Below are 25,262 nucleotides of genomic sequence, written 5' to 3'. Positions count from 1 at the left end.
GCAATTAGCAAGTTTTGAATTAATTCTTGAATTAATTTAAGAATTACCATAGCTTCTTACTTATTCATGAACCCTGGACCTATCATATGATTCCCACAACTCATCCATGCTAAAACTGTAGACCTTACCCAAAGTAACACTACGCCTCAGATATAGGTGCAGGTCAAGCTCATCAGTAAACCCTATACCCCCATGCACCTGAATGCTATCCCTAATCGTGTTTGGGACAACCCTTGATGCGTAATCCAACGCCATAGGCGACAGCTTCAGGTCATCGGCAGCCCTTAAGTATAGTGACCTGGCGAGTTCTATGTTGAGTGCCATGTTCACCAATTTATGCTTCACAGCTTGGAATGCACCTATTGGTCTACCGAAGGCAATCCTCTTCTTTGCATAATCCACTGATAACTCGAGAGGCGGCTTACCAGTGCCCACTATGGCTGCGGATAATAAGAGCGCTACTAAGTCCCTATTCACACTTACCTTAGTACTCCTCCTAAAGCTGACTTGACACCACTTTATCGAGTTATCGAGGGAGTTCAGGGGTTTTACCGTGGCATCATCTTTCCAGATTAGGTTATCGCCGATTATTATGGCATCGGCCCTATGCGCCTCGGGCGCCATGTTTGCGATGTTTGATATCGATATTTTTAACCTACCCTCATACTTCTCATCACCGAGTTCGTTACCCGTGGCTGCGGCACCTATTATCGTCGTTATGACAATACCAGGCGGGAGCCTTGAACTTACCTCCTCCATAAGTATTGCCGCGTCCCTCGCTTAGCATCTCTGAAAAACTCAAACAAACCAAAATCCACCAAGGCCCTCCATAACTCATCAAGTACTGATGCATCGCCCTCACCATAACTCCTTAATTTAGTCGTTGACCAAGTCTTACTAAAGAGTTCATTCACGTTATTCAGTATTAACTTCAATTCATCACTTAGGTAATCCTTAACGCCAATAATCATACTAAACACCCTTTGGAAGTCCCAGTACGAGTTCTCCAAGGAGGTTACGCAGGATTTCAGAGGTGCCGGAGAGCAGTGTATAGCCCTTACTATCTATGTACCCAAAGGACCAATCAAACAGGTCACCCTCCACAAGCACCTCAGGACCCAACTTTGAAATAGCGGTTATGTATATCTTCTCAAGCGCCTCAGAAGCCAACAACTTTATTGAAGCGGTTTCAGGCCTATAATCTCGCCCCTCAATGCAAGCATGAGCATCCTATCATAGAGCTCCTTAATGGCTAAGGCCTCCTCGAGCAGCGCCAACGTATCTGCATCACGCTTTATCTCTACTAAGTGCCTGGCTGCACTTGCTGCGGCGTAGGCGAAGGCGCCACCTATGTTCAGTCTCTCGAAGTTCAAGGTAGTCATGGCAACCCTCCAGCCCTCACCGACCTTACCAACAACGTTCTCCTTGGGAACCTTAACGTTATCCAGGAAAACCTCACTAAACCCTGGCCTGCCATTGATCTGCTTAATGGGCCTGTAGGTAATTCCCTCGGATTTTGTGTCCACGATAAACATCGTCAAGCCCCTATGCCTCTCCTCAGGCGAGCCTGTCCTGGCGAGCAGTAGGTAGTAATTGGCTAGGTGAAAGTCACTGCTCCAGACCTTCCTACCATTTATTATGAAATAATCACCCTTGTCCTCGGCCCTTGTGGTTATTGCGGCTAAGTCGGAGGCGCAGCATGGTTCTGAGAAACCCTGGGCCCAAACGTCCTCGCACGTTAGTATTCTCTTCAGGTATTTCTTTTTCTGTTCCTCATTGCCATGATAAAGAATAGCCGGGCCAGCAACGGATAAGCCAATGCCCGGGCAGCCAGGATAAACAATACCAAGCTCAGCGCAACATCCCTTACTATTAATTCCTTCCTAACATCATCGCCGAGCCCACCATACTCCTTAGGCCAACTTATACCAACTAAACCAGCTTCATAAAGCGTTCTATGCCACTTAATGGCTGCATCAATGAATTTAGGATCTTCATAATACCAACCAATACCACCACGCCTAATCCTCATCTCGGGAGGAGCATTCCTAATGAACCAATCCCTAACATAATTCCTGAACCCCTCGAGTTCAGTCTCTGGCATATAAAATTTCTAGTTAATTAAGTTATTTTATAAACATTGCTTTATCGTAAATAAATGACATGCATAAAATAATAGCAGTATAATTTTTCCTATAGTATATTTAATAACTTATATGATTTAATGAACGAATTAAATAATACGTATTTCCGAGAAAAATTTAAATAAATTTTATTTATAATAAATTTAATGAAAGAGCAGGTCTCGCAAGAACATAAGTATGATACTGAAGAAGAAATCTTTAATGAGATTATACCTGGTTATCAATTAACCATTGACAAAGTACTCAAGACAGGCGTAACGTTATTTCCCAATAATGAAATTGTTTACTGGCCTCCAAATGGCCGTAGGCTTCGTTTTACATTTAGTGAGTTTAATGAGAGGGTTAACAAACTTGGCTGGGTCCTTAAGGAGCTTGGTGTAGTTGGTGGTGACCCGAGGAGGATGGGTACGAGGGTTGCCATCCTCGATTGGAATACACATAGATTCCTTGAGTTGCTATATGCTATTCCAATGTACGGCGCGGTGCTCCAACCGGTTAATATCAGGCTGGCCCCTGAGGAGATTATTTACGTGATGAATAAGTCCAAGGACGAGGTAGCCTTTGTGTATTCTGACTTCCTGCCATTGATAAAGGCAATAGTCCCAAAGCTTGAGTACCTAAGGAAGATAGTCGTTATGCATGATGGCGAGGAGCAATAAGGATTGAGCGTATTGGCAATGCTGAGGTGTACGATTATGAGGAGTTAATGAAGGAGGCCAGGGAATTCAATTACCCAGAGGAGCTCGATGAGAGGACTGTTATGGTGATGATGTACACATCAGGCACCACTGGGCTGCCCAAGGCAACGATATTTAGGCATAGGGAAATTGTACTACATGCAATTGCCGTATTGATAATCGCGGTGTGGAATTGGTACCCAGTACATTATCTGAGATTCATCAGGAATGCCTATAACCCACTCGGTGAGCCATCGCTCCTCCTCGTACCATTCTACCACGTACTTGGTTGGGGAGCGCCGTATTACAACATCATGGGTGGTACGCCGAAGATAGTACTGCCGGGTAGGTATGAGTGGAATCACATCATTAGGTTGATCAAGGAAGAGAAGGTAAAGAACGCAGCGGGTGTGCCAACAATGCTATACCTAATGCTAGGCAGTCCTGAGCTCAAGGACGTGGACCTGAGGGGGTTCCTGTGGAGCCTGGGCGGTGCGGCAGCTACTAAGGGGTTGATTGAGGAGGCTAGGAAGAGGGGTGTGATATTAACTAATGGTTACGGATTAACAGAGACGGCACCAGTCGTTATAGCGCCTGCATTGTCGCCAGACCTAATAACGAGCCTAAGCGAGGAAGAACTTCAGGAATTAATAGTCAACAGCATTGGAAAGCCCCTACCCTTTGTTCAAGCCAGGGTAGTTGATGAGAATGGTAAGGATGTGCCTAAGGATGGAAAAACCGTGGGCGAACTGGTGCTGAGGGCTCCCTGGATAACCCTAGGCTATTACGGAGATCCGGAGAAAACAAGGGCCGCCTTTAGGGATGGTTGGTTCCACACTGGGGACTTGGCAACGTGGATGAGAGGGGCTTTATCTACATCGTAGATAGGGCTAAGGACGTTATCAAGAGCGGTGGTGAGTGGATATCAAGCCTTAAACTCGAGAGTTTAATATCGCTACATCCAGCAGTTGGGGAGGTGGCGGTCATAGGCGCTGTGCATGAGAAGTGGGGTGAGAGGCCCGTGGCCATCGTTGTGCTAAGGCAGGAGTTTAAGGGCAGGGTTAAGGAGGAGGATATTATAAATCACGTGAGGAAATTCGTGGATGAGGGTGTCATACCGAAGTGGTGGGTACCTGATAAGGTGATATTTGTTGATGAATTGCCGAAGACCGGCGCCGCTAAGATTGATAAGAAGGTGCTTAGGGATAGATATAGGGATGTATTGATTAAGTAGTGAAAATAATTATTCTCTTTAAGAATTAAAAATAAATTTATTCCTAATTACCTAGGATAATTTATGGGAAGGGCATACATAACAGGTTTTCATCAAGTAATTGAGAAGGAGAGCAGGAGAGGCTTCTTCGAGTTGATTGGCGAGACTGTGCAGGGGGCTCTTGAGATGGGCGGTATCAGTATTGACGAAATTGATGGGTTAGGTGTTGTGCATACCACCGCGGTTGATGAAAGGCCGATCAGGATAATGCTCGCTAACCAGGTTGCCAATTACCTGGGCATAAGGAGGCTTAGGTACATTGATGTAGCCGAGTTTGGGGGCGCTTCATTCAATGCCCTTGTTTATCGGGCCGTTAGGGCTATTGAGAATGGCCTTGCGAGGGCTGTCTTGGTAATTGGCGGTGGTAAGAGTAGCGTATTTAGGAGGAGGGGCATTGATGAGAGTCTTGTGGCTAGGAACTACGTGAGTACCACAGGGTTATTGAATTCTTACCAACCAGCGACTACGCTATGGTAGCCCTGAGGTACTCGCATGTGTATAATGCCACTGATGAGGGTAGGGCAATGATTGCCGTTAGGGAGAGAGCCAATGCAAGGTACAATAAGGATGCATTGTTTAGGGAACCTATAAGCGTCGCTGATGTGCTGGGTTCACCAATGGTGAGTTACCCACTGAGGTTGCTGGAGGTTGTAATGCCAGTAGATGGTATGTCAGCATTCCTAGTCGTCGATGAAGGTCTGGCTTGGAAATCGAGGATCACACCGATCTCTGTTCTTGGCTATGGTGAGGCTCACGACCCCTCCCCACTCTTTGATAGGGATGATATATTAAATACCGTGATTCCAATAAGCGCAGGTAAGGCACTTAGTGAGGCCAGCATCGGCTTAAACGATATTGACCTATTCATGCTTTATGATGCTTACACAATAATGGTCGTATTGGAAATAGAGGGTATAGGCTTGGCCGAGAAGGGCCTGGGTTGGCGGTTTGCCGAGGAGCATGATTTCTCACCATCATCCACATACCCAATAAATGTTAACGGTGGTTCTCTAAACACGGGACAGCCAGCATACATGAGCGGTGGCGTGATACTCACCGAGGCATTAACCCAATTATCTGGAATGGCCGGTGAAAGACAGGTCAAGGGGGTCAGCAAGGCGCTTGTTAATGCAATTGGTGGCATACTTAATCACTCAACGACATTAATCCTTGGTGTTTAATATGGAACTCAATGAATTGTTGAAAGAATATGATAAAATCTATGAAAGTGGACAAATACCAATAACCCAGTGCAGGGCATGCGGCTATAAATTCCACATGCCAAGGACCAAATGCCCCAAGTGCGGCTCAGCGAATCTCACGGTTATTGGCTATGGCGAGGGCACCATCTACTCATACACAATAATAGAGAGGGGGTTACCGGCAAGGACCATCGTTGTTATCGTGGATTTTGACGGAGCCAAGGTTAAGGCGAATTACGTTGGTGAATTAAATGCGTTGAGGATAGGTGCTAGGGTAAGGGTTGTTAGGAAGGATGGTAATATATACTTTACGAATTATTAATAGGTATATATTGATTATATAAGTTAATATATTAGGAGTAAAAATACACTTAATATTTACACCCACGTAATAGTTAACTTAGTGTATGCCCGAGAGAATACTTATGATTGGATTTGGAACCATGGGAAGCGGCATAACCGAGGTCTTCGCAATGAACGGCTTTGAGGTCAATGTGTATGATATGTATAGAGACGTAATACCAAGAGCCTTGAAGGCATTAGGTGGAGCCTTAATAAATTACGTGAGAAGGGGTCTTTGCACGAGGATGTTGATACAATCATGAGAAGAATCCACGTATTTGATAACCTAAGCAATGCGGCTAAGGATGTAGACCTAGCAATTGAGGCTGTGTTCGAGGACCCCAAGGTCAAGCACCAGGTATACAGGGAATTGGAGGGCTATGTTAGGAGGAATACAATAATTGCAAGCAATACAAGCGGTATACCAATAACCTACCTACAATCAGTGCTTCAGTACAAGGACAGATTCGCAGGCTTCCACTGGTTTAACCCGCCAGTGCTCATGAGACTTGTGGAGGTCATAAAGGGTAAGGACACAAGTGATGAAACAGCTAATGCGCTCATGGACTTGGCGAGGAGGGTTGGTAAGGAACCAATACTCGTTAGGCGTGATGTCAGGGGTTTCATAGCCAATAGGGTGTTTGGTGTGCTGAGTACGCAATCCTTCATACTATACATGCGCGGCGTTTATGATTATAGGGCAATTGATTCAGCATTGATTTACAAACTCGGGCTACCAATGGGCGTCTTCGCACTCACGGACTTCACGGGAGGGATAAAGCTAAGCTATGAGAGCAGGAACCTGTTTGAGGAAATAGATAGGGTGGCGCCCGAGACCGAGCCGTCTAAGGGGCTGGCTAAGGCTAGGGCCGTCGTATTCAGCCTAATTGAGAAAATGTACAAGGAGGACAGGATAGGCATAAGAACCGGGAAGGGATTCTATGAATACCCGGAGCCAGGTAAGTGGGTTAGGCCGGATATACCGAGGGAACTGGCGGATAGGGTGAACCTACTGGACCTGCTGGCGCCCATGGTAAACGAATCACTAAGGATGGAGAGGTTGGATATATGCACCAGGAGTGATATAGATAAGGCACTAAAGCTTGGTTATAACTGGCCAAGGGGCTTGTTTGAGATATACGGCAGGGACTTCACGGCTAGGGATGTGGTAAGTACATTGCGAAGAATGAGCGACCTAATGCCAGACCTAAGGGAGTTTTATGAACCAGACCCGGCATTACTAAATGAGGCTAAGTGAACGTGAGCCCCTCCTAAATGATATCAAAACCATAACCCTCATACGTTTATAACCTTTTCATCCCTAATCACCGTAGGATTAACGTAGGCGCCCCCTCCCAGGTACTTAATCGCCAAGTCAATTATGAATTGAGCGGAATCAACCAACCTATCTTCATCGATTCCGGATACCCCAGCCGTTACGATTAAGACATTCCTCGTCTCCGGCCTTATCCTGGTAATCTCGGAATCCCTATAGGGATATACATGCAGGATTAAGCCATCCACGGTCGATAGTATGATCTGATTCTTGGTCAATACCCTCTGTGGCGAGCCGATTGGGTTGAAGACCTCGCCATCCTTGGCATAGCGAATGACGAGGTCCTTACCACCAAAGCTATCAATATCGTAGAGCCCAATAGGCACGAGGAACTTTATACTCGCCACATTACCAATATCAACCATCGGGTTAATTCTCGGCAAATCCTCACCCCTGAGAATCCTCCTAAGCAAAGCCTCCTGGGCAGGTCTCTGCTTTGTCGGGTCAATACCAAGCTCATGCCAGTAAAAGTCCCTGTAATACCTAATGATTGGGTCATCCTTAAGGCTATCAAGGCTATACCTGGACCTAACTTCCCTAACGGCATCATCAATCATACTTAACAACCCACTAGTACTCGCTATTCCTCACGTCGCGAACGATGCCCACGCCGACGAAGACCTTACCCCTGAGCTTACCATCTATTGAGAATTTCACATGATAGCGCTGCAATCCGCGGTATTAATACTTTTACCCAGGCATCAGCTCTGGTGCCAATCCTCACTGCTCAGAAATACCAGTCATCATCACTGAGGCAATATCAATTAAGGAAGTTTTTAATACCTACCTCAACGCATTTAATACAGTGATGACCACCTCGACCCCTGAGCAATGAGGAGTGGTATTACGACTGATCAAGCCCAATACTCAACAAGGCTAACCCTACGCCTAACCACAGCACCACAATTAGGCACTGAAGCAACTCCCCACCCCTCCACCTTAACGGATGACCACACCTAGGCACTTGGCATAAACCACACCAAGCTGCGCATCTCTTAGGGTCAATGTGTACGGCGGATCCCTCGATATTACCCTTGCCCTAATTATATCGCCAATACCAAGAACCTCACTGGCGCTACTGGGTTTCCCGTTCAATAATTGGGATGGAGGTACTATACCCGTCACGTCATCCCTTAGCACCACCTTACTACCATTATTTTCAACGCCAATTATTTTCACAATAACAACCCTATCATTTGGTATTGCCACAACCTTACCATAAACAATGTCATTCATTCTTAACAATGAATTACTACTCCTTATGGGCTTAACACTTACTACATGCTCCTTATCATTGCGTATGACAATCCCCATAACCTGAGCCCTTAATTTACCATCCGCATCAACCTCAACATTCTCCCCCGGCAAATACTCCTCAGCAACACCAACAACATCTCCTGGAACAACGATCTCCTTACTCATGGCTCATTCACCACTCAAACCCTGACTTATAGTCCTTGACTAGTGAGCACGAAACCCTTTATAAACTATACCCTAAAAGCCATTGTGGTCAAGATACTCGTAACAAACGATGACGGCATATACAGCCCAGGGCTTAGGATGCTGTATGAATACGTAAAGGACCTAGGCGAGGTATACGTCGTAGCCCCAGAAACACCAAAGTCGGCCTCTGGTCTCGGTATAACGCTTCACAAGCCCCTCAGGGTATCGGTGATGGACCTATGCGGCTTTAAGGTGTATGCAACCTCAGGGACACCGTCAGATACTATATACTTAGCTGCCCTGGAGATAACGGGGAATGTGGACCTCGTGCTCTCCGGCATAAATATTGGCGATAACACATCATTACAGGTAATACTATCATCAGGAACACTCGGCGCCGCATTCCAGGCGGCACTGCTTGGTATCCCTGCCATAGCATACTCAGTGGATGTTGAGAGCAGTGATGAACTTGAGGGTAATGAGGAACTTGAGCCTTTGCTTAAGGCTGTGATTAGGGAGTCTGCAATGTTTGTACTTAAGCATGGGATGCCCAGGGGGGTTGATGTAATTAGTATTAATTTCCCAAGGGTGGTCAGTAGGGGTGCTGGGGTTAAGCTTGTTAGGGCTCGAAGCTTAAGTTCTCGGAGAAGATAGATGTTAGGGTTGACCCACGTGGAGGTAAGTATTATTGGCTATTTGGTTCATTGCTTGAACCTGAACCAGACACCGATACGTATGTGGTTCATAGGGAGGGCAATATCGCGCTTACGCCGCTAACCCTGGACATGAACGCCATAGGTCCACGGCAGGGGGTTGACATAGACAGCCTTAATAAGCTCGTTGATACGTTAAATACGGCGCTATTGCATTCCCGAGGCTATGGAAAATAGAACTTAAATACAACATGCATTTGTTTTTGGCATGGTATGGAGAATTACCAGGCATTGTATATGGATGAGGTGAGGAAAGGTAATTACATGGTTTTCGTGAATCACATTCTTAATCAAATACCGGATGCCTTTAAGATGGGTTCATTGGATGTAAAGCTTCTTAGTGATTATAGGGATTACTTGTTGGGTATTGGTGATGAGTTGGCGGAGATTTATTGTACGATTATGTCGACAACGGGCATTGACTTCTTTAGAGGAGGTGAGTGTGTGGGATTAATTAGTAAATATTGGCGTGATTTAATAACGGATGTTGATAAAAATGAGCATTGGGTTAGGATGGGAATTTACGTACTTAAACTATTTAGTGCCAATGTTGGTGTCGCTGCATTGATAGCCTTACCAATACAACTTACCTCATTGGCTACTTCAAGGATTAAGAGAGACAATAAACTTGAGGATCAAATAATAATTACGCTAGGTAAGCTCTCCACCTTAACTGCCTCATTCTACACCGAGATACTGGTCCATTTATTGACGGAGAGTGTTGGTACACCAATTAATGCATTCATGATGCTGGCAGGGAATATTGTTAATGAGCTAATGAGAGTTTACGGCAACCTCATTGCGTGAAATTTTTAAATACTCAATATGCCTTAGGATTGGGTGTCCGTTATTGATTCACGCTTCACACTGGATGCTCAGTTCGATGTAAAAAGGATTGAGGAAGTAGTTAGGCAGTATTGGCGTGAGGCGAATATTGAGGGTAAGTGGCATGAAGGACCTAAGAACGCCACTAGGTGGTACACATTCCTTGAGGGGCCGCCAACAACTAATGCTTTCCACACGTTGGCCATATTAGGGGTAGGACGTACAAGGACGTTGTACTTAGGTACCATAGGCTACTTGGTTATAGGGTTTGGGCTCAGGGTGGCTGGGACGAGCAGGGACTTCCCGTGGAGATTGAGGTTGAGAAGAAGCTTGGCCTTAAGACTAAGAAGGATATTGAGAAGGTTGGTTATGACAAGTTCAGCCTTGAGTGTAACTCACTTGTTGATTATTACCTCGAGAAGTGGAGGGAGGTTGGTACAAGGAGGCTTGGTCTATGGCTCGACCTTGAGAGGGCCTATGAGACCAGGAAGCCCTACTACATAGAGCATGTATGGTCATTCCTAAAGGATGCCTGGGAAAAGGGGCTTTTATTCGAGGATTACAGGGTATTACCATTCTGTCCAAGGTGTGAAACGGCATTAAGCGATGCGGAGGTCGACCAGGGCTATGAGGATAGGGAGGACCCATCAATATACGTTAAGTTCCCCGTTGAGGGTACAAGCAACACTTACCTGGTCATCTGGACCACGACACCCTGGACATTAATTGATAATGAGGCTGTTGCTGTCAATCCAAACTTTAACTATGCATTGGTCAGGGTCAATATAAACAATAACACGGAGTACCTATGGCTTGCCGAACCACTTGTGCCGAAGTTGATGGAGAAGTTCGGCATTAAGGATTACGAGATTGTTAGGGTTGTTAAGGGTTCAGAATTGGCTGGGACTAGGTATAGGCATATATACATGGAGAGGGTGCCAATACATGCAACCCACATTGAGAAGGCTCACTACGTGGCTTTGGCGGATTTCGTGACGCTTGAGGAGGGTACTGGGCTTGTCCATATAGCCCCTGCCCATGGCCCTGAGGACTTTGAGGTTGCCAAGAAGTATGGTTTGCCTATTACGAATTCCGTGGAGATTAACGGCATATTTAATGAGAATGGTGGTGAATTCCGGGGTAAGTACTGGCTCGATGTCTCTCAGGAGGTAATCAGGGATTTGAAGGAAAGGGGCTTGCTCCTTCATTACGAGACCATAGTACATGCATACCCACACTGCTGGAGATGCGGTACACCATTGATTTACAGGTCTGATAGACAGTGGTTCATTAGGGTGTCGGCCTATAGGGACAGGCTTGTTGAGGAGCTTAAGAAGGTGAAGATATACCCGGACTTCCTTAGGGATAGGTTCGATAACTGGGTTGCGAATGCCAGGGATTGGACTATATCGAGGAGTAGGGTCTGGGGTACGCCATTACCTGTCTGGCGCTGTAGGGATGACCCGAGTAAGGTCTTGGTGATAGGTTCACTGGATGAGTTGAGGAAATACGCCAAGTTCATACCCAATGTACCGAGTGAGATGCTTGTTCATAGGCCGTGGATTGACATGGTGAAGATAGAGACTGAGGACTGCAGGGAGTGGGTTAGGGAACCATTCGTTGTTGATGTTTGGATGGATAGTGGCGTTGCCTGGATAGCCAGCGTTGATGGTCTTAGGAATAAGGAGTTATTCGATAGGTTATACCCCTATGACTGGGTAACGGAGGCTATAGACCAGACAAGGGGCTGGTTCTACTCATTACTCGTCACATCGGTCCTATGGATGGGCAGGGCGCCCTATAAATCCATACTAATTAGTGGCCATGTTGTTGATAAGTATGGGCAGAAGATGAGTAAGTCCAAGGGCAACGTGGTTTGGGCTGAGGACCTATTCAATAAGTGGGGTGCAGACCCAACGAGGCTCTACCTACTTACTAAGTCCGCTCCCTGGGATACCATGTCCGTTGACCCTGACGAGATTGCTGAGGCCAGGAGCGTACTTTCAATACTTTGGAATGTGGTTAAGTTCGCGGACACATACATGACCCTTGACAGGTTTGACCCAGCGGTGCATAGGCTTGAGGGGTTGATCGATAAGGGGTTGATCGAGGATAGGTGGTTACTCAGTAGGTTCAATAGTAGGTTGCGTAGGTTCATTGATTATATGGGCAACATGGAACTTCACATGGCAGCAGGGAGTGGGTTGGTCTCGTCGTTGATGACTTGAGCCATGGCTATATTAGGCTGATTAGGCGTAGGGTCTGGACTGAGGAGAGTAGGAGGATAAGTACGCAGCCTATGCTGTGCTTTACCACGTGATTAAGGGGGCATTAATAATGGGTTCAGCCTAGTGCCACATATAACCGAGTATCTTTGGAATGCGTTTGTTAGAAGGCTTGAGAAAAATGAAGCGGAGAGTGTGCACTTAACATTGCTACCTCAGGTGAATGAAAAGCATGTGGATGAAAAATTGGAGGGAGCCTTTGATTTGCTATTTGCCATGTTCTCAGACATTGCGGAGATGAGGAATAGGATAAAGGTTAAGCTTAGGTGGCCGTTAGCTAAGGCCGTAATTAGGGTTGAAAACGCCAATAGCCTAGAAATGCTGAGGCAAGTGAAGCACCTGCTTGAATACTTAGCCAATATTAAGGAGGTGGAGTTCGTTAACGAGATTGGCCAATGCGGTGAGGAGGAGTATGTCAGGGCTCAGGGAAGGGGTTACGAAATATGCCTCAGTAAGGTCATGGATAAGAAATTGTACTATGAGGCATTGGCCAGGGAGGTCGTAAGGCGTATACAGACCATGAGGGCTAAGGCCAACCTTAAGGTTGATGAGAGGATTAGGGTATACGTGAGTACGGGAAGTGATGACTTAGTATCAGCCATTAAGGAGTTCATGAGCTACATAACGAATGAGGTCAGGGCAACAGACGTCATTGTTGGTAACGTGCCGGTAAATACCTTCGCCATGGATTGGGACATTGAGGACATGAGGGTTAGGATAGGGATAGAACGCATTACTCAATAATCCGTTATAACGCCCATGCGAATAAGGTACTTAAGCGACTTCCTAACAATCCTCCTAATCACGACCCTACCCCTGAGGGAATTGAATAACTTAACCGCCGCCTTACGAACACTCCCCTCATTAACTAACTCCTGCAATACCCTCCTCTCTCCCTCACTCAATGGTACATTATACCTAAGCGCCAGCCTGGCAACATCGACGGGGCTAAGCCCGATGGAACCATCATCCCTACGCCCAATTGCCTTAGTAACCTCCAGTGTGAGTATTGTGACCCAGTCATTATTGGTGATGTTGCCATAGATGCCCCTTAACTCGTCAATTAACGCCTCACGGCCTGTGAAGCCATCGGCAACGGCATCCTCATCCGTTAACTCAGAAACTCTCTTGTAAAGTACGTTAGTTATGCGTGCTTTAGCAACGACCATACCGCCACTATGAATAAAGACCTCCCTGTACTTTGGCCTAATTATGCCGAGCCTAATCGTTGTGAACCTACCGTTACTCAGCTTGTCCAGATACTTCGACTTAAGCATTAGGTGCCTACCCAGGTAAACGACCCTACGCATCCTTACGGTTAATGAGGGAGAGAGCACTTTTAAAAGCGTTTATTCGCGGTATATGCGTATGAACCTTGGGAGTATTGTTAAGTACGCAAACGCGGCCTATGCCGGCTTAATGATAGGACTAGCCGCCTACTTCGTAATATTAATTAAGCATGGCTACACGTTCGTACCATCAGGCTCAATAAGTATTTACCAGATATTTGAGTCGGGGGCGTTGGGAGGACCATTATTGCTTGGTGTCGTTCCGTGGATCATTATGGTTATGATCATTTCAACATTGTTCATTGTTTTAGTTAACATGGTTTATGAAAATAGCCTAAAGCCTGTGAGTAAGGAGAAGAGGATTATGAAAAGAAGGGAAGAGGAGAGAAAGAAGAAAGAGAGGGGCAGGAAGTAATTTAAATTCAACATGACAACATTTACTCTAGCTCCTTCTCAGTTAATCTACGTTTTACAGCCCTGTCAAAAACCACCCAATTCCTATACCACTCCTCATTGGTCTTCTTAAGCTCTGTGAGTATTGCCTTGGTTAGGTCCTTGGCGGTTACCTTATCAACATCCATGAACTGGCACTCAATCTTCCTGGCAATCCTCCTCGCTACGTCAATTGGCGCGCCAGTCTTGAGTATGCTGACCACAATCTTCTCGATCACGAAGTCCTCCTCAGAGCCATCCCTCTTAATTACCTTATTTACCATAAGTAATTACTAAATAAGTCGCTACCTAAAATATCTTTAAATATCTTTCTCTAATTAATTAATCCGTATTTGACTTAATTGCTATTTTCAAGTATGTTTTGTGAAGATAGTAATGATTCAATTCTGTTAATATAGAGTACCTTCTCAACCTCCTCATAATTATCATTGACCCTGATCATGCCAAGCCTTATGTGGTCGACCAAGCCCTCATTAATGAAGGTCTTGGGCACGGATATCACGGCCTTACCTGTATTATAGTATATCTTTCGTAGTACACCAAGCGATAGTAGATAATTATCCCTATCCTCAAGTGCCACAAGTAGCCCCCTCTCCCAATTCATGGGTAATATGGCTATGTTCACACCGCCGATGTTCCTAATCTGAAAGTCCTTAACATTGCCTATAGCCACAGCCGCGCCCCTCCATTGCTCAATATAATGTATTGCCATGTTGAGACTCCTCCGTATTAGTCTCGTAATGTAGTTGTCATACCTTAGTCCATTAAATAGTGGTAGGTTCACGATGGGCTTCTCCCTGAGGTTAACGTTCAATTCCCTAGATGGCATAAGGTACTTGCTATAACCCATTTCCCTACGTATCTTCCTATCATCCCTATCCCTAACCCTGGCGTTGGGTGGGGATGGTATTGTGATGACATTAACTGCAATCTTCATTAACTCTTTGAGTAAATCGGTTGATTCATCGCCACGTTTAATCACCACTACATGATTAGCGCCGGTGCGCCTTGTTAGTTCGAGTTTAAACTTTATGGCATTTTCCTCCGAGATCCATCCATCGGTATTAATTACTACGGCATCAACATTGTAATTATGCCAAAGCTCATTAACTATCTTTGTCATGGAGTTTAATACGTAATCCCAAACGTGCTCTATGCTCGTTGTTTTCACGAATATTGACCTCAAATTCCTTAGTTGAGTTAGGTGTGTTATGAAGCTGGTGGCTATCGAGGCTGATATAGTCGTTGGCGGGCCAATATCGTTTTGCCCCGGATCACCATCAATGACCCCAACCTTAAGTCCTTCCTTCACGCCCTTATTAACGAGTATTGTGGTTACCGTGGTCTTACCAACATCCATGGCGCCCATTACCACGACTGTGGAGTTTCTCAGCCTTATTGTAGATAATGCCTTATCCCAAATGTCAATTACCTCGTTGGCTCCATTTATTGTTTCGATCTTTCCATCAGGACCAAGTACAGTCTCTATCTTACATTCGCTGAGTGACTTCGCTATTATTCTTCTACCTCTCATAACAGTAAAGGAACTCCCTGGCCCATACTCAACACCCAATACATAGAGCCTGCCATCAATTACCCTAACACTGGCTGGGCCATCAATGCTTAGGAATTCATTGGGGCCTATGGATTGGATTTCCACGATGGAATTACTAAACGTAATTATTTAAGCTTGATTACTCAATAGGGATGATGGGTAAATCAGCTCAGTATAATGCCAAGTCCCTGAAGTCGTATGGTATTGGCTTGCCCTTTTTCTTAAGCTCGTCATACCTACTGGCCAGGAAGGCCTCAAGTATTGGGCATCCCTCGTACTTGCCGTCTCTAGGGCATTTATGGTCCTCGGTATTAAATAGTATGAAGCAGTCGCCGGACCTTGTGTCGTAGTATGGGCACTTCTTGTAGTAGTCCTTCATTGACCTAACTATCCTAACGATCCACCTCTGCTTTGGATCCCTTATCTCTCGCTTTAGTTCATATTCATTTAAATCCTCTTCATCCGAGTAACCATACCTCACTAAAACCACCTTTTCGAAACGACTAAGGCGTTATTGAATAAGGATATTAATACCTTTCTCCTCATGCAAAGGCAAATTAGTTAAAACGATGTAGCACTAAAAATTTAAAGCTCAAGAACTGCGTTTGTACTGAATGGCAACAGGCAAGGAATTGATGGCATTACTACCAAGGCTATCAGACCTGGTTAAGAGGGAGGAGATACAGGTTAATAAATTAGTCACAGATGCGATAAGGACCAAGGGCGTTAAGAAGATACTTACGGAGTTGGAGAGGGAGCTTAAGGGCTTGGATGACATAGCGATGGACGTATTAAGTAGCCTTGCCGTTGGTAGGCACGTGCTGATAATGGGGCCTGTGGGCGTAGGAAAAACCACATTGGCTGAGAGTTTGGCAGAAATAATACACGTATCAGAACCCCCATATATCGAGGTCGCATGCCACAGCCACATGACAGCCACGGAATTGACCGGCGATATTGATATTGCCGTAGCCCTACAGGCAGGGCTTGATCACCCACTGGCTACATACCCGGTCCTCTTGTGATGGCTCATGGCGGCATACTAATACTTGATGAGATAAATAGGTTAAACCCCTACAGCCAAGCAGCGCTGCTTCAGGTATTACAGGAGCACTACGTGTTCATTAGGGGCTTTAAGATAAGGAGTGACTTCCTAGTAATTGCCACATCAAACCCATCCGAGTACTCAGGCGTTTATGAACTCAGTGAGGCTTTGGCGGATAGGATGAAGGTCGTGGAAATACCATACCCAGACAAGGATCTCCTCAAGTCAATACTATCCTGGAAGAGCGGCCTGTACATGGAACACCTAGGCCTTAAGGCCCCCGATGCATTAACGGAGGTCACTGCAACATTCATGACCTTAGTCTCCCAGGACAGCAATATTGAGGTTGGCCCGAGCATTAGGTCGGCGATCTACGCAATAACCACGGCAATGTCGAAGGCATGGCTTGAGGGTAGGGAAGTTTCGTTAAATGACCTGAAGAGGGAAATCATTAGTAATATGGTTAATGTCGTTCGCGGAAACTTCGCCAATGAAACCGAGAAGAGGGATTATCTTTCCCGTAAGTTTGATGAGGCTGTGATGATGTATAGGAGATATTCAAGGAGATAGCCATTAATATGAACAGGCATAAGTAATTAAATGGGTAAGTTATTTAATACGGCGCACACCATCTATAGTGGGGTTAAGTCTTGAGCATGAATATTGACCCAGTACAAATAATCACGAAGGTACTTAGCAAGGTTTATGAGTATTTACGGGAAGATTTTAGAGTTATTCGGCCTGGCTCGGTGAGGAGCTTTGAGGCTGCGGCTAGCGACATAATGATGAGAATATTGATTGAGGGTGGCTTTGATTATGATAAGTTTAAGGAGACGGTGATCCGAGTGGGCATTGAGAACCTGTACCTATCTGTAGAGACGTCAAATCCAGATGATAAAAGGAAGGTCCTTGAGGAGGCCTTTGAAAGGGCATTTGAGGATGCCGAGAAAAGGCAGGAGAAGACCGAGGAGGCTTCAACACAGCAGGTTGCTGGATTTAATGTTAGCAATGGTGGTGAAATTAATGAGAATGTGGAGAGAAGCGATTATGAGAGTGGTACGGGCAGTATTAGCGGTGGGTTTGGCGCTGAGTATAGTGCTGAGGAGGGCCAGGAGTTACAGATGGGTAGGTCATTGGTTGCCAATGTTGATGATCATGGTAAGGACGCAAAGCTTGACTCAATAATATCAACAATATATGAAATTCTATATGGCGGTGTCGGCACAGTCAATTTCCTAAACCTTGCCCAATTAATAAATATGTTCATTGATCCATACGCAAATATTGTGGAGAAAACCAAGGTCCTCAGGAAGATGGAGCCGTACCTCAGGAACTACGGCCTATTGCCTACCGACTTCAGGAGGAATAGGGATGGGGAGAGGGTGTTTGAGGCTTTGAGGAATGTGGTTAAGAATGCAATGAGTGGTATGGGGCAGGTTAAGGTTGTTAGGTTTACGGACATTGATAAGTACCCAACGTACGTAGTCAGCGTTAGGGAGTACAAAATTGGCGATAATTACTTCGACGTTGACCTGCAGAAGACGGCTATGAACCTGAGCAGGAAGTCCATAATGCATAAACTATTCACTAACAAGGACATCGTGGTTAAGGAGTACGCGAATGTTAAGACCATAGACATCGTGCTTTGTTTAGACGTATCGGGAAGCATGAGGGAGCTCAGTAATGGGATGCCCAAGATAGAGATCGCCAAGGATGCAGTGGGCCAGTACATACAATTCCTATCAAAAACCAATGATAGGCTTGCCATGGTACTATTCAACTTCAGGGCTGACGTACTTTGGGGATTGCACCAGGTTAGGAGGTATTGGCAGCAAATGAATTACATGCTTAAGTACGTGTACGCCGGCGGCGGCACAAACCTGGCAAACGCCCTCGAGAGATCCAGGGAGGTGCTTACCAGGTCGAGGAGCAATTCTAAGCATGTAATCTGCGTGACTGATGGCAGGACTGTGAACTCAAGCATGTGTATTAAGGAGGCTGTTAGGCTTAGGAGGGGCGGCGCTACAATATCTACAATAGCCATTGGCGAGAATAGTGATGATGAATTGTTAATGAGGCTTTCGAAGATTGGCGGTGGCCTATTCATAAAGATCAGCAGCATTCATGATCTGGGTAAGGCATTGATAATGGATAAGCTGCATAGCATGTGATTTAGCCTCTCATAATACATTGGGTATAAACTTGTTTTCTTTATATACCTACATGTGATTATTAACTCGGTGACTTCAGTGCTTAGGTGCTTCAGCGATTTCGTGAGCTTCATAGTGAAGTACCCATTCAGTAAGGAGGGGCTCACAAGGTTCAGGGAAATAACGAGTGAGAGGGGGATATACATTAACGACCTTGCGAATTCGGTAGTAGGTAGGCAATTGCTTCAGCGGGCCTACGAAATACTTAGTGAGGCTGTACTGAAAAACTCAATAACTGATGACGTAGACCTAGGTGAGGATGAGCTGCTGGCTCACTACATAGCCATAGTGCTTGCGGCGCACCTCGATAAGTCACTCTGGAGGAGGTTTGCGGATGTTGAGAGTAAGAGGTTCTCGGGTAAGTTGGCGCTTGAGGATCCCGACTGCGTGATATACATTGCTAGGGAATTCGGTATTAATGTCGTGAGACTTAGAGACCTCGATATTTATGATGAAGTCCTGGCGCTGGCGTTTGATGTTGGTGTTAGGGTTTGGGATTACCTGAGGTTCATGCCTAGGAATGACCCTTACTGGAAGCTAGTCAATAGGTACCTGCTTAAGGGTTGGGTGTTAATGACGTATAAGGACCTTGTTAGGCTGGTGGAGGAGGCTGTTGAGAAAAGAGTCCTTGAACTAATAAGTAAGGCGCACGAGAATTTAGATGAGACGAGGCCATTAATCGATGCGCTCGGTGGTATGAAGGAACTCATGGAATATAGGTCAGGGTTTACGAACAGGGTCAGGGTTCAAATAACCGGGTTAACACCACCATGCATGGAGACAATAATTAATGAGATTAAGTCCGGAGGCAACCCAAGTCACCAGGCAAGGTTTGCCGTGGCCGCCTACATGCTCAGGAGGTGCCACGACCTTGAGGGGAAGCCCATGGAGGACTGCGTCGAAGAGATTATTAATTTATTTAAGACGGTGGCCGACTTTGACGAGAAGAAGACTAGGTACAGGTGGAGCACATAGCCGGCCTTAGGGGTGGGCATAAGTTCTACATGCCACCGTCCTGTCAGGAAATGAATAGCCTTGGCCTATGCCCAACAAACCTGGGCTGCGGCGTTAAGAATCCACTTCAGTACACAGTTAAGGCAATTAAGAAATTTCAATCAATGAAACAAGCACAGGGTTAGGCGTACATAGTTGTCCCCTCACCCTGCCTCTGTTGTTGTGGCGGAGGCACAATCGGCATTGCAGGTGGGATACCCAACTCCTTAAGTAGTAGGTTTACTTCAAAGAATACGTACTGGCCAATCATCATCTGAATAATCTGCGGTGACTTGCCGGAATTCACAGATTTTGCAATGTCCTCGAGCTGCCTTGGGTCGCCCTGAAGAATCAACGCGCCTCTAATCGATATACTAACAATTGATGGGCTTGAACTAGCCGCCAGCGAGAAGGGTATCTCTACAAGGTCGCCCCTAACCACGGCGTTCGGCCCAATGACCAAGTTCACATTAAACGCAACCTGAGTCTGCGGTGGTATTAATTGTAGGCGTTCCGCATGTAGGTAATCAAACCTTATACCCACTGCCCTAAACGATATCCCAGACATACTTGGCAAAACACTTAAATTCAAATGGTATTTTAAAGCCTACGCATGGGTAGTAATCAATCAAAGGAAACAGTGGATCTAATAAGAAAGGCATTGGTAAAGGTTGGTTCCGAATTAAGCAAGAGGGGCGTTGACTTTGTCCTAATTGGCAGTGCAGTGCTACCCCTGCTTTACGGAATTGATTGGAACGTACACGACATAGACGTATTCATCACGAACAAATCAACAATAACAGAGCCGAAATATTTGAGGAAATCGCCAGGGAAAATGATTGGGACGTGGGCATGGACATGAACGGCATGATGTACTACGAAATACTCGTTAATGCCAGATAATTAGGGTTGACCTCATGGAGAATATCCTCGATATCTACATACCTGAGGAAATGATAAGAAATGCGGTTAAGGTTAAGGTCAACGGACTCGAAATAAGGAGCATAAGGCTTGAGGACCTACTGGTCCTAAAGGCCAGGGAGGCCAGTGAGGAGGGTGATGAATTCCTATCGAGGATTGCCGAAATACTCGCAGATCCAGAGAGTAAAGTAAGCATTGACAAGGAATACCTAAAAAGAGCCATTAATTACTACACAGATGATAAGGACTCAATAGAGAGGAGACTCGAGAAATCCGGCATATACCTTGAATAAATTACTTCATGTGCTCAACAGCATAAACATAAATACCGTCGAGAACGCCAGGACCACCCTCACGACCATGCGGGCTAATCCTTTCCTCACCCCTCAAAGTAGTTGCCAACTCAACGGAAGCGGCAAACTGGCTAACGACCTCCTTATCAATGCCCTCCACGACAATGTCATCCTTAGTCGTTGAGACCTTAATGCCCTTGGGTATGTTGAGGATTATCTTCGATCTCCTACCCATGAAATTCTCAATGACCAATTGATTACCCTGAACCTTGGCATTCATTGGGAAGTGGGAAAACACGATCTTAAGCTTATACCTCCAGCCCCTCGTAACGCCAAGAATCATATTCCTAATGTGACCAGCCACAGTACCAACAACAGCCTTCTCACTCCTACCCGCGAAGTAGGACTCAACGATTATGGAACCATTGGAAGACCTTATAATGACGGGTATATTACCGAAGTCCCTCTCCAGGTACCCAATGGCCCCTTAACAACGACCTTACTGCCACTAACATCAACCTTAACACCCTCCGGAACCTCCACTTCCTCAAACACGTACGGCTGCCTAACCATGACGAAAACCATGGCGCAAACCCCTATTAAAGCGTTTTTTGCCCTACAAAGACCATAACCACTTTGGGAGTTTACGATCAGCTAGATTTAAAAACCGACCATTCAATTTATTAATATAATGATCAATTCTAAAACAACGACCAAGGGCCAAACAAGCGCGATTGAAATAGCAATAATAATACCGGCAATAATAATCGCAATAATCGTATTTATAGCCCTCATACCCAATTACTCCTACTCCGCAGGCTCGGAAGTAAACACATTCCAACTAAACGCCATGGCACAATCATTACTCCAATACATAGTCACTAACCCCGGAAACCCACCCAGTTGGGGACTAAACGCAAGCCAACTAGCCGCCTTCGGACTAGCCGAACCAAACCAGCCATACAGCCTAGACCCATTCAAGGTACTAGCCCTAACCTACTGGGACTACCAAAACGGGATAAACCCATTACCACCACCCTCGGGAACATCAGCCATATGTCAAGTACCACAATCAAGCACCGGCTTCTTCGGGTACCTAAACAGTCTCAACATTACGAGCCTATACATAACGAACTACTTCATAATAATGCCCACCAGCCTGGCAAAGGCATCCCTCAACTACGCAAGTGTAAAGGAAATGCTGGGTCTTAGCAAGAACTACAACTTCAAACTGGTAATATACCCGGTGTTTAACGTTACAGTAACCAATAACACATTAACAAATACAGTAATGGTAAAAGTAACGAGATTCAACACAAACCCACAACAACCAGTACCTAACGCGACCGTACAAATAACATACACAATAATGTACTATAGCAGCTCAGGTGGTAATAAATTCAGTTTTGCAATATGTGCAGGAACATCACCGCCGGAGACCACTAACAATAATGGGATAGCGGTCTTCAACATGGCAACCCTAAACTGTACAAATACGGCAGGAAACATAACCGTGAACCACCCATACATAAGCAACGCATCAAGCATATACATAGACGCATACGCAAGCATAAGCGGGATTGGGGACCACGGCTACCTAGTGTGGCCGAACAACATAACAATACCGCTACTAATGGTAATGATATTGCCCAACAGCACAAACATGAACTCCATACTCTTCATAGACCCAAGCGCCCTCAACACAACCTGCCTAGAAATCATTTACAATATTACTGGAAAGCGTTCACTCGGGCTTAGGGTAATGGCGATATATAAATCAGTCTACGGTTACGTATTTCAAGAAACCAATTTTACCCTGAGTCCAGCTAACGGTAATAGCCAACAGTCATATCCAGTACCCTGCACAACCACCTACCCAAGTAACAACCCCAACAGCGGTCAAAAGAGTTCCGTGTGTTACTGGAACGTACCAAGCTCACCAATGTTCCTCATAGTCACGGTCTACAGAAACTCCCAGGGACAGCCAAATACTATACCTAAGTCACAAATTCTCGTAATACCCTACGGAATATCACCACAATTCTACCTAAGTAATAGGGTCATAGTATTCGGTGAATCGATAAAGGACGCCCCCGTGGGCACGGCAACGTCCCTAGTATACATTGGGGACTCAGCTACTACGCAACCCTATACCTATACTACGGAGGAAACGCCTTCGGGCCAATGGGGTGATAAAGCATGGCCAGCATAAGCAAGGGGGGCCAGGGACTCCTAATAATTGCCATATTGCTGGTCCTCCTCATACTCGTTATAGCCCTCATCTACAGGGAATTCACCATGACCCCAGCATACATATACCAAAGGAGCGTGTACTACGCCCTCAAGTACGACCCACAGGTAATCGTTGAACAATTAATACAGGTAATGAATGCCGTAGTCACAGCTACGCCATAAACTACAGCCAATTCCTAATGAATGAGGGAATAGCCCTATACCTACACGCACTAACCTCCATGCCAGTATCATACTCACTCTCCAACGTGATTGAATCACAGCTAAAACTAATGATAAACAGCATATACACACCAACAGGACTAATAGTACCAGAAAGCAGCCTAAACACAAGCATAACAGCCGTAACCGGGTTCTACGGAGCACTCAGCATACCCGGCATTAAGTACGTGTACTCAGGAGGCAATAAATCACTAATACTGGCAAGTGCCCAACAAACCTACGACCTACCAAGCCTAGGAATACAACACCTAACACTAAACTACGCCATAAACCTAACAGCATCAATAGCACCAAATAGCGCATGCAATATAAGCCCAAACACGATGACCTACAACGCAACACTAGAGTGCACATTCAACTTCAAAACAAACACCTACACATGCACAGGACCCGGAATATACTCCACCGGGCAAGCCAACTCACTATGGGCACCTTATTACGGGGCATACCCAAGCCAGGAGTATTGGCAAAAGGGCGTTGGTTGGGTAGTCTCCTCAGGCACATACCCGCTGGTGTTCACGTACCCAGTCGATGAACTCATGGGGCAAGGCGGCTTCGTAATATCCGCAACCTTTAACGTGACCCAATCACCAAACAACTACCTAGTGGGCATAAACTTCCTAACACCAACACCACCAACCAGCGGCACAGGCAATAAAGGCTACACAATCTGCATAACACCATTAAATACGCAATCCGGCAATAGTAAGTACAGTTACAGCAATAGTGGATGTACTGTTAGTTATTCATCAAGTTCAACTATAATAAATGTGACGGTAATCGTAACTCCAAATGAACCAATTAACCTACTTGGTGGTAGTGCCACTGGGACCGCCACAATATACGTTAACGGCAATACCGCAGGTAAAATCACGGTTTACCTACCCAACCTCCACCTAATACCAAATACGATATTCAACAATAATGCATATATATTGAGCGGCTATGACACTAATTATGGCGTGTACGTTGGTTCCTGGATAGCCCTAATACTTAGTAATGCCGCGGTAATAAACGCCTCAGTAAAGTACCTCAACAGCTACAGCCTGCCCATAAACATACCAATAGAGGTATCCATAAACAATAACCCGGCACTGGGCACAACACTCAGTGGACTAGCCGTAACACCCACATTGGGAACAAAAAGCTTCAGCATTAACTACACCGTATGTAACATAACAAGTAACGCAATAGTATTCAACGTGCAAATGCCCTGGCCGCCCACGGGCTACCCAACAACCCAGTACCTAATACTCGTTAATTACAGCAACATAATACTCGCACTAAATCCCTGGGCCCGCCCGCAAAACTCGGTGGTCCCGCGAGGTTACTCGGCTACATCCCTCATACCATACATTGCTTATGTACTTAATGAAACAAGTAACGAGCTAATTACTAATACTTACTTCATAAACCTTGGCGTACCTACATTACTATCGATATACGGTTCAAGCACGGGTCTGTACATAACGAATATAATCAATAGATATGAATATGCAGTAATAGGTCCAGTAATACCAATATCGACATTAAACATACTCAAGGTTAATAATGTGTTCCCAATGCACGTAATGTCAATATTCACATTCAACGAGACCCTGTACAACTTGGCCACAGGCTACACAGTAATAAGTCAGGTGGTTCCACCGGCACAAACGAGCATAACCGGTTATGGCAACACGGCTAATTACCCACGCGGCTCTATAACTGGATAACTGAGTACGAGCACTTCCCCAACCAAACACTACCCTACACATACTTCAACTACACAATATTAAACTGCCAGGG

At 45.5% G+C, this 25,262-nt stretch carries 31 protein-coding genes and 4 pseudogenes; 22 read left to right on the top strand and 13 right to left on the bottom strand.

The features are described from left to right. Window positions 1–60: 60 nt before the first annotated feature. The 5 genes from JCM16159_RS00580 to JCM16159_RS13135 form a co-directional block, all read right to left on the bottom strand. Complete coding sequence (locus JCM16159_RS00580; RefSeq protein ID WP_054856595.1) at window positions 61–759, bottom strand: acyl-CoA dehydrogenase family protein; 699 nt, start codon at window positions 757–759, stop codon at window positions 61–63. Next, a complete protein-coding gene (locus tag JCM16159_RS00575; RefSeq protein ID WP_243665438.1) occupies window positions 747–1,010 on the bottom strand; it encodes a hypothetical protein in 264 nt (87 codons plus the stop codon). The genes JCM16159_RS00580 and JCM16159_RS00575 overlap by 13 nt, the downstream gene beginning before the upstream one ends. After that, a complete protein-coding gene (locus tag JCM16159_RS13145) occupies window positions 973–1,170 on the bottom strand; it encodes a hypothetical protein (protein WP_243665437.1) in 198 nt (65 codons plus the stop codon). Before JCM16159_RS13145 ends, JCM16159_RS00575 begins: the two co-directional genes overlap by 38 nt. 5 nt (window positions 1,171–1,175) lie before the next feature. After that, window positions 1,176–1,676 carry an acyl-CoA dehydrogenase family protein gene (locus tag JCM16159_RS13140; RefSeq protein WP_243665519.1) on the bottom strand — a complete coding sequence of 167 codons (501 nt, stop codon included), beginning with the start codon at window positions 1,674–1,676 and terminating at the stop codon, window positions 1,176–1,178. A 74-nt stretch (window positions 1,677–1,750) separates the two neighbouring features. Beyond that, window positions 1,751–2,104 carry an acyl-CoA dehydrogenase family protein gene (locus JCM16159_RS13135; RefSeq protein WP_243665436.1) on the bottom strand — a complete coding sequence of 118 codons (354 nt, stop codon included), beginning with the start codon at window positions 2,102–2,104 and terminating at the stop codon, window positions 1,751–1,753. 186 nt (window positions 2,105–2,290) lie between these two features. Here JCM16159_RS13135 and JCM16159_RS18130 point away from each other — a divergent pair, with 186 nt between their 5' ends. From JCM16159_RS18130 to JCM16159_RS00550, 8 genes and pseudogenes are all read left to right on the top strand, one after another. Next, window positions 2,291–2,803, top strand: coding sequence for an AMP-binding protein (locus JCM16159_RS18130; protein ID WP_367834181.1), 513 nt, complete (start codon window positions 2,291–2,293; stop codon window positions 2,801–2,803). Between the two features lie 26 nt (window positions 2,804–2,829). Further along, window positions 2,830–3,705, top strand: coding sequence for an AMP-binding protein (locus JCM16159_RS18125; protein ID WP_367834180.1), 876 nt, complete (start codon window positions 2,830–2,832; stop codon window positions 3,703–3,705). Then, window positions 3,675–4,055 carry a hypothetical protein gene (locus JCM16159_RS13130; RefSeq protein WP_243665435.1) on the top strand — a complete coding sequence of 127 codons (381 nt, stop codon included), beginning with the start codon at window positions 3,675–3,677 and terminating at the stop codon, window positions 4,053–4,055. The genes JCM16159_RS18125 and JCM16159_RS13130 overlap by 31 nt, the downstream gene beginning before the upstream one ends. Before the next feature lie 63 nt (window positions 4,056–4,118). Next, window positions 4,119–4,571 carry a hypothetical protein gene (locus JCM16159_RS13125; protein WP_243665434.1) on the top strand — a complete coding sequence of 151 codons (453 nt, stop codon included), beginning with the start codon at window positions 4,119–4,121 and terminating at the stop codon, window positions 4,569–4,571. Further along, the gene (locus JCM16159_RS13120; RefSeq protein WP_243665433.1) at window positions 4,565–5,275 is read left to right on the top strand and encodes a thiolase family protein; all 711 of its coding nucleotides are present in this window, start codon (window positions 4,565–4,567) and stop codon (window positions 5,273–5,275) included. The genes JCM16159_RS13125 and JCM16159_RS13120 overlap by 7 nt, the downstream gene beginning before the upstream one ends. Window position 5,276: 1 nt before the next feature. After that, on the top strand, window positions 5,277–5,618 hold the full coding sequence (locus JCM16159_RS00555; RefSeq protein ID WP_054856711.1) for a Zn-ribbon domain-containing OB-fold protein: 342 nt from the start codon (window positions 5,277–5,279) through the stop codon (window positions 5,616–5,618). An 85-nt stretch (window positions 5,619–5,703) separates the two neighbouring features. Then, a pseudogene (locus tag JCM16159_RS18120) lies at window positions 5,704–6,191 on the top strand (3-hydroxyacyl-CoA dehydrogenase family protein); the annotation flags it as partial. A gap of 9 nt (window positions 6,192–6,200) precedes the next feature. Beyond that, on the top strand, window positions 6,201–6,896 hold the full coding sequence (locus JCM16159_RS00550) for a 3-hydroxyacyl-CoA dehydrogenase family protein (protein ID WP_367834195.1): 696 nt from the start codon (window positions 6,201–6,203) through the stop codon (window positions 6,894–6,896). Between the two features lie 38 nt (window positions 6,897–6,934). Here the strand turns inward: JCM16159_RS00550 and JCM16159_RS00545 are convergent, their stop codons facing one another. Together JCM16159_RS00545 and JCM16159_RS00540 are read right to left on the bottom strand one after the other, a co-directional pair. Then, window positions 6,935–7,531, bottom strand: a complete 597-nt coding sequence (locus JCM16159_RS00545; protein WP_243665430.1) for a B3/4 domain-containing protein — start codon at window positions 7,529–7,531, stop codon at window positions 6,935–6,937. Window positions 7,532–7,913: 382 nt separating this feature from the next. After that, window positions 7,914–8,396 carry an exosome complex RNA-binding protein Csl4 gene (locus JCM16159_RS00540; RefSeq protein WP_243665429.1) on the bottom strand — a complete coding sequence of 161 codons (483 nt, stop codon included), beginning with the start codon at window positions 8,394–8,396 and terminating at the stop codon, window positions 7,914–7,916. A 138-nt stretch (window positions 8,397–8,534) separates the two neighbouring features. On the opposite strand from JCM16159_RS00540, the pseudogene surE reads away from it, so the two are divergent. From surE to ileS, 3 genes and pseudogenes are all read left to right on the top strand, one after another. Next, window positions 8,535–9,307: pseudogene (surE, locus tag JCM16159_RS00535) on the top strand (5'/3'-nucleotidase SurE). Window positions 9,308–9,343: 36 nt separating this feature from the next. After that, window positions 9,344–9,937, top strand: coding sequence for a hypothetical protein (locus tag JCM16159_RS00530; protein WP_054856593.1), 594 nt, complete (start codon window positions 9,344–9,346; stop codon window positions 9,935–9,937). 33 nt (window positions 9,938–9,970) lie between these two features. Further along, window positions 9,971–12,984 (top strand): annotated as a pseudogene (ileS, locus tag JCM16159_RS00525) (isoleucine--tRNA ligase). Here ileS and JCM16159_RS00520 read toward each other — a convergent pair. Further along, entirely contained in the window at window positions 12,978–13,550 is a 573-nt protein-coding gene (locus JCM16159_RS00520) for an ASCH domain-containing protein (protein ID WP_054856592.1), read from the bottom strand. The pseudogene ileS and the gene JCM16159_RS00520 sit on opposite strands and share 7 nt — an antisense overlap. Before the next feature lie 58 nt (window positions 13,551–13,608). On the opposite strand from JCM16159_RS00520, the gene JCM16159_RS00515 reads away from it, so the two are divergent. Continuing rightward, window positions 13,609–13,944 carry a hypothetical protein gene (locus JCM16159_RS00515; RefSeq protein ID WP_054856591.1) on the top strand — a complete coding sequence of 112 codons (336 nt, stop codon included), beginning with the start codon at window positions 13,609–13,611 and terminating at the stop codon, window positions 13,942–13,944. Window positions 13,945–13,966: 22 nt separating this feature from the next. On the opposite strand, the gene JCM16159_RS00510 is transcribed toward JCM16159_RS00515, so the two are convergent. The 3 genes from JCM16159_RS00510 to JCM16159_RS00500 all read right to left on the bottom strand — a co-directional run bounded on the left by JCM16159_RS00510 (window position 13,967) and on the right by JCM16159_RS00500 (window position 16,027). Continuing rightward, window positions 13,967–14,245 carry an ATP cone domain-containing protein gene (locus JCM16159_RS00510; protein ID WP_054856590.1) on the bottom strand — a complete coding sequence of 93 codons (279 nt, stop codon included), beginning with the start codon at window positions 14,243–14,245 and terminating at the stop codon, window positions 13,967–13,969. Window positions 14,246–14,319: 74 nt separating this feature from the next. Further along, window positions 14,320–15,642 carry a Clp1/GlmU family protein gene (locus tag JCM16159_RS00505; protein ID WP_054856589.1) on the bottom strand — a complete coding sequence of 441 codons (1,323 nt, stop codon included), beginning with the start codon at window positions 15,640–15,642 and terminating at the stop codon, window positions 14,320–14,322. A 64-nt stretch (window positions 15,643–15,706) separates the two neighbouring features. Next, window positions 15,707–16,027, bottom strand: a complete 321-nt coding sequence (locus JCM16159_RS00500; protein WP_243665428.1) for a WbqC family protein — start codon at window positions 16,025–16,027, stop codon at window positions 15,707–15,709. A 124-nt stretch (window positions 16,028–16,151) separates the two neighbouring features. Here JCM16159_RS00500 and JCM16159_RS18115 point away from each other — a divergent pair, with 124 nt between their 5' ends. The 5 genes from JCM16159_RS18115 (at window position 16,152) to JCM16159_RS13110 (ending at window position 19,931) form a co-directional block, all read left to right on the top strand. Next, entirely contained in the window at window positions 16,152–16,562 is a 411-nt protein-coding gene (locus JCM16159_RS18115; RefSeq protein WP_367834179.1) for an AAA family ATPase, read from the top strand. Beyond that, window positions 16,562–17,152 (top strand): AAA family ATPase, encoded by a 591-nt coding sequence (locus tag JCM16159_RS00495; protein WP_367834178.1) that lies wholly within the window; start codon window positions 16,562–16,564, stop codon window positions 17,150–17,152. The genes JCM16159_RS18115 and JCM16159_RS00495 overlap by 1 nt, the downstream gene beginning before the upstream one ends. An 86-nt stretch (window positions 17,153–17,238) precedes the next feature. Further along, entirely contained in the window at window positions 17,239–18,753 is a 1,515-nt protein-coding gene (locus tag JCM16159_RS00490; RefSeq protein ID WP_054856710.1) for a VWA domain-containing protein, read from the top strand. 54 nt (window positions 18,754–18,807) lie between these two features. Next, window positions 18,808–19,767 carry a DNA primase gene (locus tag JCM16159_RS00485; protein ID WP_243665427.1) on the top strand — a complete coding sequence of 320 codons (960 nt, stop codon included), beginning with the start codon at window positions 18,808–18,810 and terminating at the stop codon, window positions 19,765–19,767. Further along, window positions 19,755–19,931, top strand: coding sequence for a hypothetical protein (locus JCM16159_RS13110; RefSeq protein ID WP_243665426.1), 177 nt, complete (start codon window positions 19,755–19,757; stop codon window positions 19,929–19,931). Before JCM16159_RS00485 ends, JCM16159_RS13110 begins: the two co-directional genes overlap by 13 nt. Here JCM16159_RS13110 and JCM16159_RS00480 read toward each other — a convergent pair. After that, window positions 19,928–20,353, bottom strand: a complete 426-nt coding sequence (locus JCM16159_RS00480) for a hypothetical protein (RefSeq protein WP_054856588.1) — start codon at window positions 20,351–20,353, stop codon at window positions 19,928–19,930. The genes JCM16159_RS13110 and JCM16159_RS00480 overlap by 4 nt on opposite strands. A gap of 45 nt (window positions 20,354–20,398) precedes the next feature. On the opposite strand from JCM16159_RS00480, the gene JCM16159_RS18110 reads away from it, so the two are divergent. Then, window positions 20,399–20,647: a nucleotidyltransferase gene (locus JCM16159_RS18110; protein WP_367834177.1), complete on the top strand. Its 249-nt coding sequence runs from the start codon at window positions 20,399–20,401 to the stop codon at window positions 20,645–20,647. A 55-nt stretch (window positions 20,648–20,702) separates the two neighbouring features. Continuing rightward, window positions 20,703–20,999, top strand: coding sequence for a nucleotidyltransferase (locus tag JCM16159_RS18105; protein WP_367834176.1), 297 nt, complete (start codon window positions 20,703–20,705; stop codon window positions 20,997–20,999). A 1-nt stretch (window position 21,000) separates the two neighbouring features. Here the strand turns inward: JCM16159_RS18105 and JCM16159_RS00470 are convergent. Beyond that, window positions 21,001–21,572: pseudogene (locus tag JCM16159_RS00470) on the bottom strand (50S ribosomal protein L6). A gap of 118 nt (window positions 21,573–21,690) precedes the next feature. On the opposite strand from JCM16159_RS00470, the gene JCM16159_RS00465 reads away from it, so the two are divergent. From JCM16159_RS00465 to JCM16159_RS00455, 3 genes are read left to right on the top strand one after another with little or no spacing between them, the layout of a single operon-like run. After that, window positions 21,691–23,211, top strand: coding sequence for a hypothetical protein (locus tag JCM16159_RS00465; RefSeq protein ID WP_243665425.1), 1,521 nt, complete (start codon window positions 21,691–21,693; stop codon window positions 23,209–23,211). Further along, window positions 23,199–23,414, top strand: coding sequence for a hypothetical protein (locus JCM16159_RS00460; protein ID WP_054856586.1), 216 nt, complete (start codon window positions 23,199–23,201; stop codon window positions 23,412–23,414). The genes JCM16159_RS00465 and JCM16159_RS00460 overlap by 13 nt, the downstream gene beginning before the upstream one ends. Before the next feature lie 17 nt (window positions 23,415–23,431). Then, window positions 23,432–25,189 (top strand): hypothetical protein, encoded by a 1,758-nt coding sequence (locus JCM16159_RS00455; protein WP_054856585.1) that lies wholly within the window; start codon window positions 23,432–23,434, stop codon window positions 25,187–25,189. Window positions 25,190–25,262 lie beyond the last annotated feature (73 nt).

The organism is Vulcanisaeta sp. JCM 16159 (genome assembly GCF_001316265.1).
GTDB lineage: Archaea > Thermoproteota > Thermoprotei > Thermoproteales > Thermocladiaceae > Vulcanisaeta.
The sequence above is the reverse complement of the archived record's forward strand: the minus strand, read 5'-3'. Positions and strand labels throughout refer to the sequence as shown.

Bases quoted from the DNA above. Each gene is read 5' to 3' on its own strand.
- JCM16159_RS00580 (WP_054856595.1), bottom strand. From the start codon at position 759: ATGGAGGAGGTAAGTTCAAGGCTCCCGCCTGGTATTGTCATAACGACG.
- JCM16159_RS13135 (WP_243665436.1), bottom strand. From the start codon at position 2,104: ATGCCAGAGACTGAACTCGAGGGGTTCAGGAATTATGTTAGGGATTGG.
- JCM16159_RS18130 (WP_367834181.1), top strand. From the start codon at position 2,291: ATGAAAGAGCAGGTCTCGCAAGAACATAAGTATGATACTGAAGAAGAA.
- JCM16159_RS13125 (WP_243665434.1), top strand. From the start codon at position 4,119: ATGGGAAGGGCATACATAACAGGTTTTCATCAAGTAATTGAGAAGGAG.
- JCM16159_RS13120 (WP_243665433.1), top strand. From the start codon at position 4,565: ATGGTAGCCCTGAGGTACTCGCATGTGTATAATGCCACTGATGAGGGT.
- JCM16159_RS00555 (WP_054856711.1), top strand. From the start codon at position 5,277: ATGGAACTCAATGAATTGTTGAAAGAATATGATAAAATCTATGAAAGT.
- JCM16159_RS00550 (WP_367834195.1), top strand. From the start codon at position 6,201: ATGGACTTGGCGAGGAGGGTTGGTAAGGAACCAATACTCGTTAGGCGT.
- JCM16159_RS00545 (WP_243665430.1), bottom strand. From the start codon at position 7,531: ATGATTGATGATGCCGTTAGGGAAGTTAGGTCCAGGTATAGCCTTGAT.
- JCM16159_RS00540 (WP_243665429.1), bottom strand. From the start codon at position 8,396: ATGAGTAAGGAGATCGTTGTTCCAGGAGATGTTGTTGGTGTTGCTGAG.
- JCM16159_RS00530 (WP_054856593.1), top strand. From the start codon at position 9,344: ATGGAGAATTACCAGGCATTGTATATGGATGAGGTGAGGAAAGGTAAT.
- JCM16159_RS00520 (WP_054856592.1), bottom strand. From the start codon at position 13,550: ATGCGTAGGGTCGTTTACCTGGGTAGGCACCTAATGCTTAAGTCGAAG.
- JCM16159_RS00515 (WP_054856591.1), top strand. From the start codon at position 13,609: ATGAACCTTGGGAGTATTGTTAAGTACGCAAACGCGGCCTATGCCGGC.
- JCM16159_RS00510 (WP_054856590.1), bottom strand. From the start codon at position 14,245: ATGGTAAATAAGGTAATTAAGAGGGATGGCTCTGAGGAGGACTTCGTG.
- JCM16159_RS18115 (WP_367834179.1), top strand. From the start codon at position 16,152: ATGGCAACAGGCAAGGAATTGATGGCATTACTACCAAGGCTATCAGAC.
- JCM16159_RS00495 (WP_367834178.1), top strand. From the start codon at position 16,562: ATGGCTCATGGCGGCATACTAATACTTGATGAGATAAATAGGTTAAAC.
- JCM16159_RS00490 (WP_054856710.1), top strand. From the start codon at position 17,239: ATGAATATTGACCCAGTACAAATAATCACGAAGGTACTTAGCAAGGTT.
- JCM16159_RS00480 (WP_054856588.1), bottom strand. From the start codon at position 20,353: ATGTCTGGGATATCGTTTAGGGCAGTGGGTATAAGGTTTGATTACCTA.
- JCM16159_RS18110 (WP_367834177.1), top strand. From the start codon at position 20,399: ATGGGTAGTAATCAATCAAAGGAAACAGTGGATCTAATAAGAAAGGCA.
- JCM16159_RS18105 (WP_367834176.1), top strand. From the start codon at position 20,703: ATGGAGAATATCCTCGATATCTACATACCTGAGGAAATGATAAGAAAT.
- JCM16159_RS00465 (WP_243665425.1), top strand. From the start codon at position 21,691: ATGATCAATTCTAAAACAACGACCAAGGGCCAAACAAGCGCGATTGAA.
- JCM16159_RS00460 (WP_054856586.1), top strand. From the start codon at position 23,199: ATGGCCAGCATAAGCAAGGGGGGCCAGGGACTCCTAATAATTGCCATA.
- JCM16159_RS00455 (WP_054856585.1), top strand. From the start codon at position 23,432: ATGAATGAGGGAATAGCCCTATACCTACACGCACTAACCTCCATGCCA.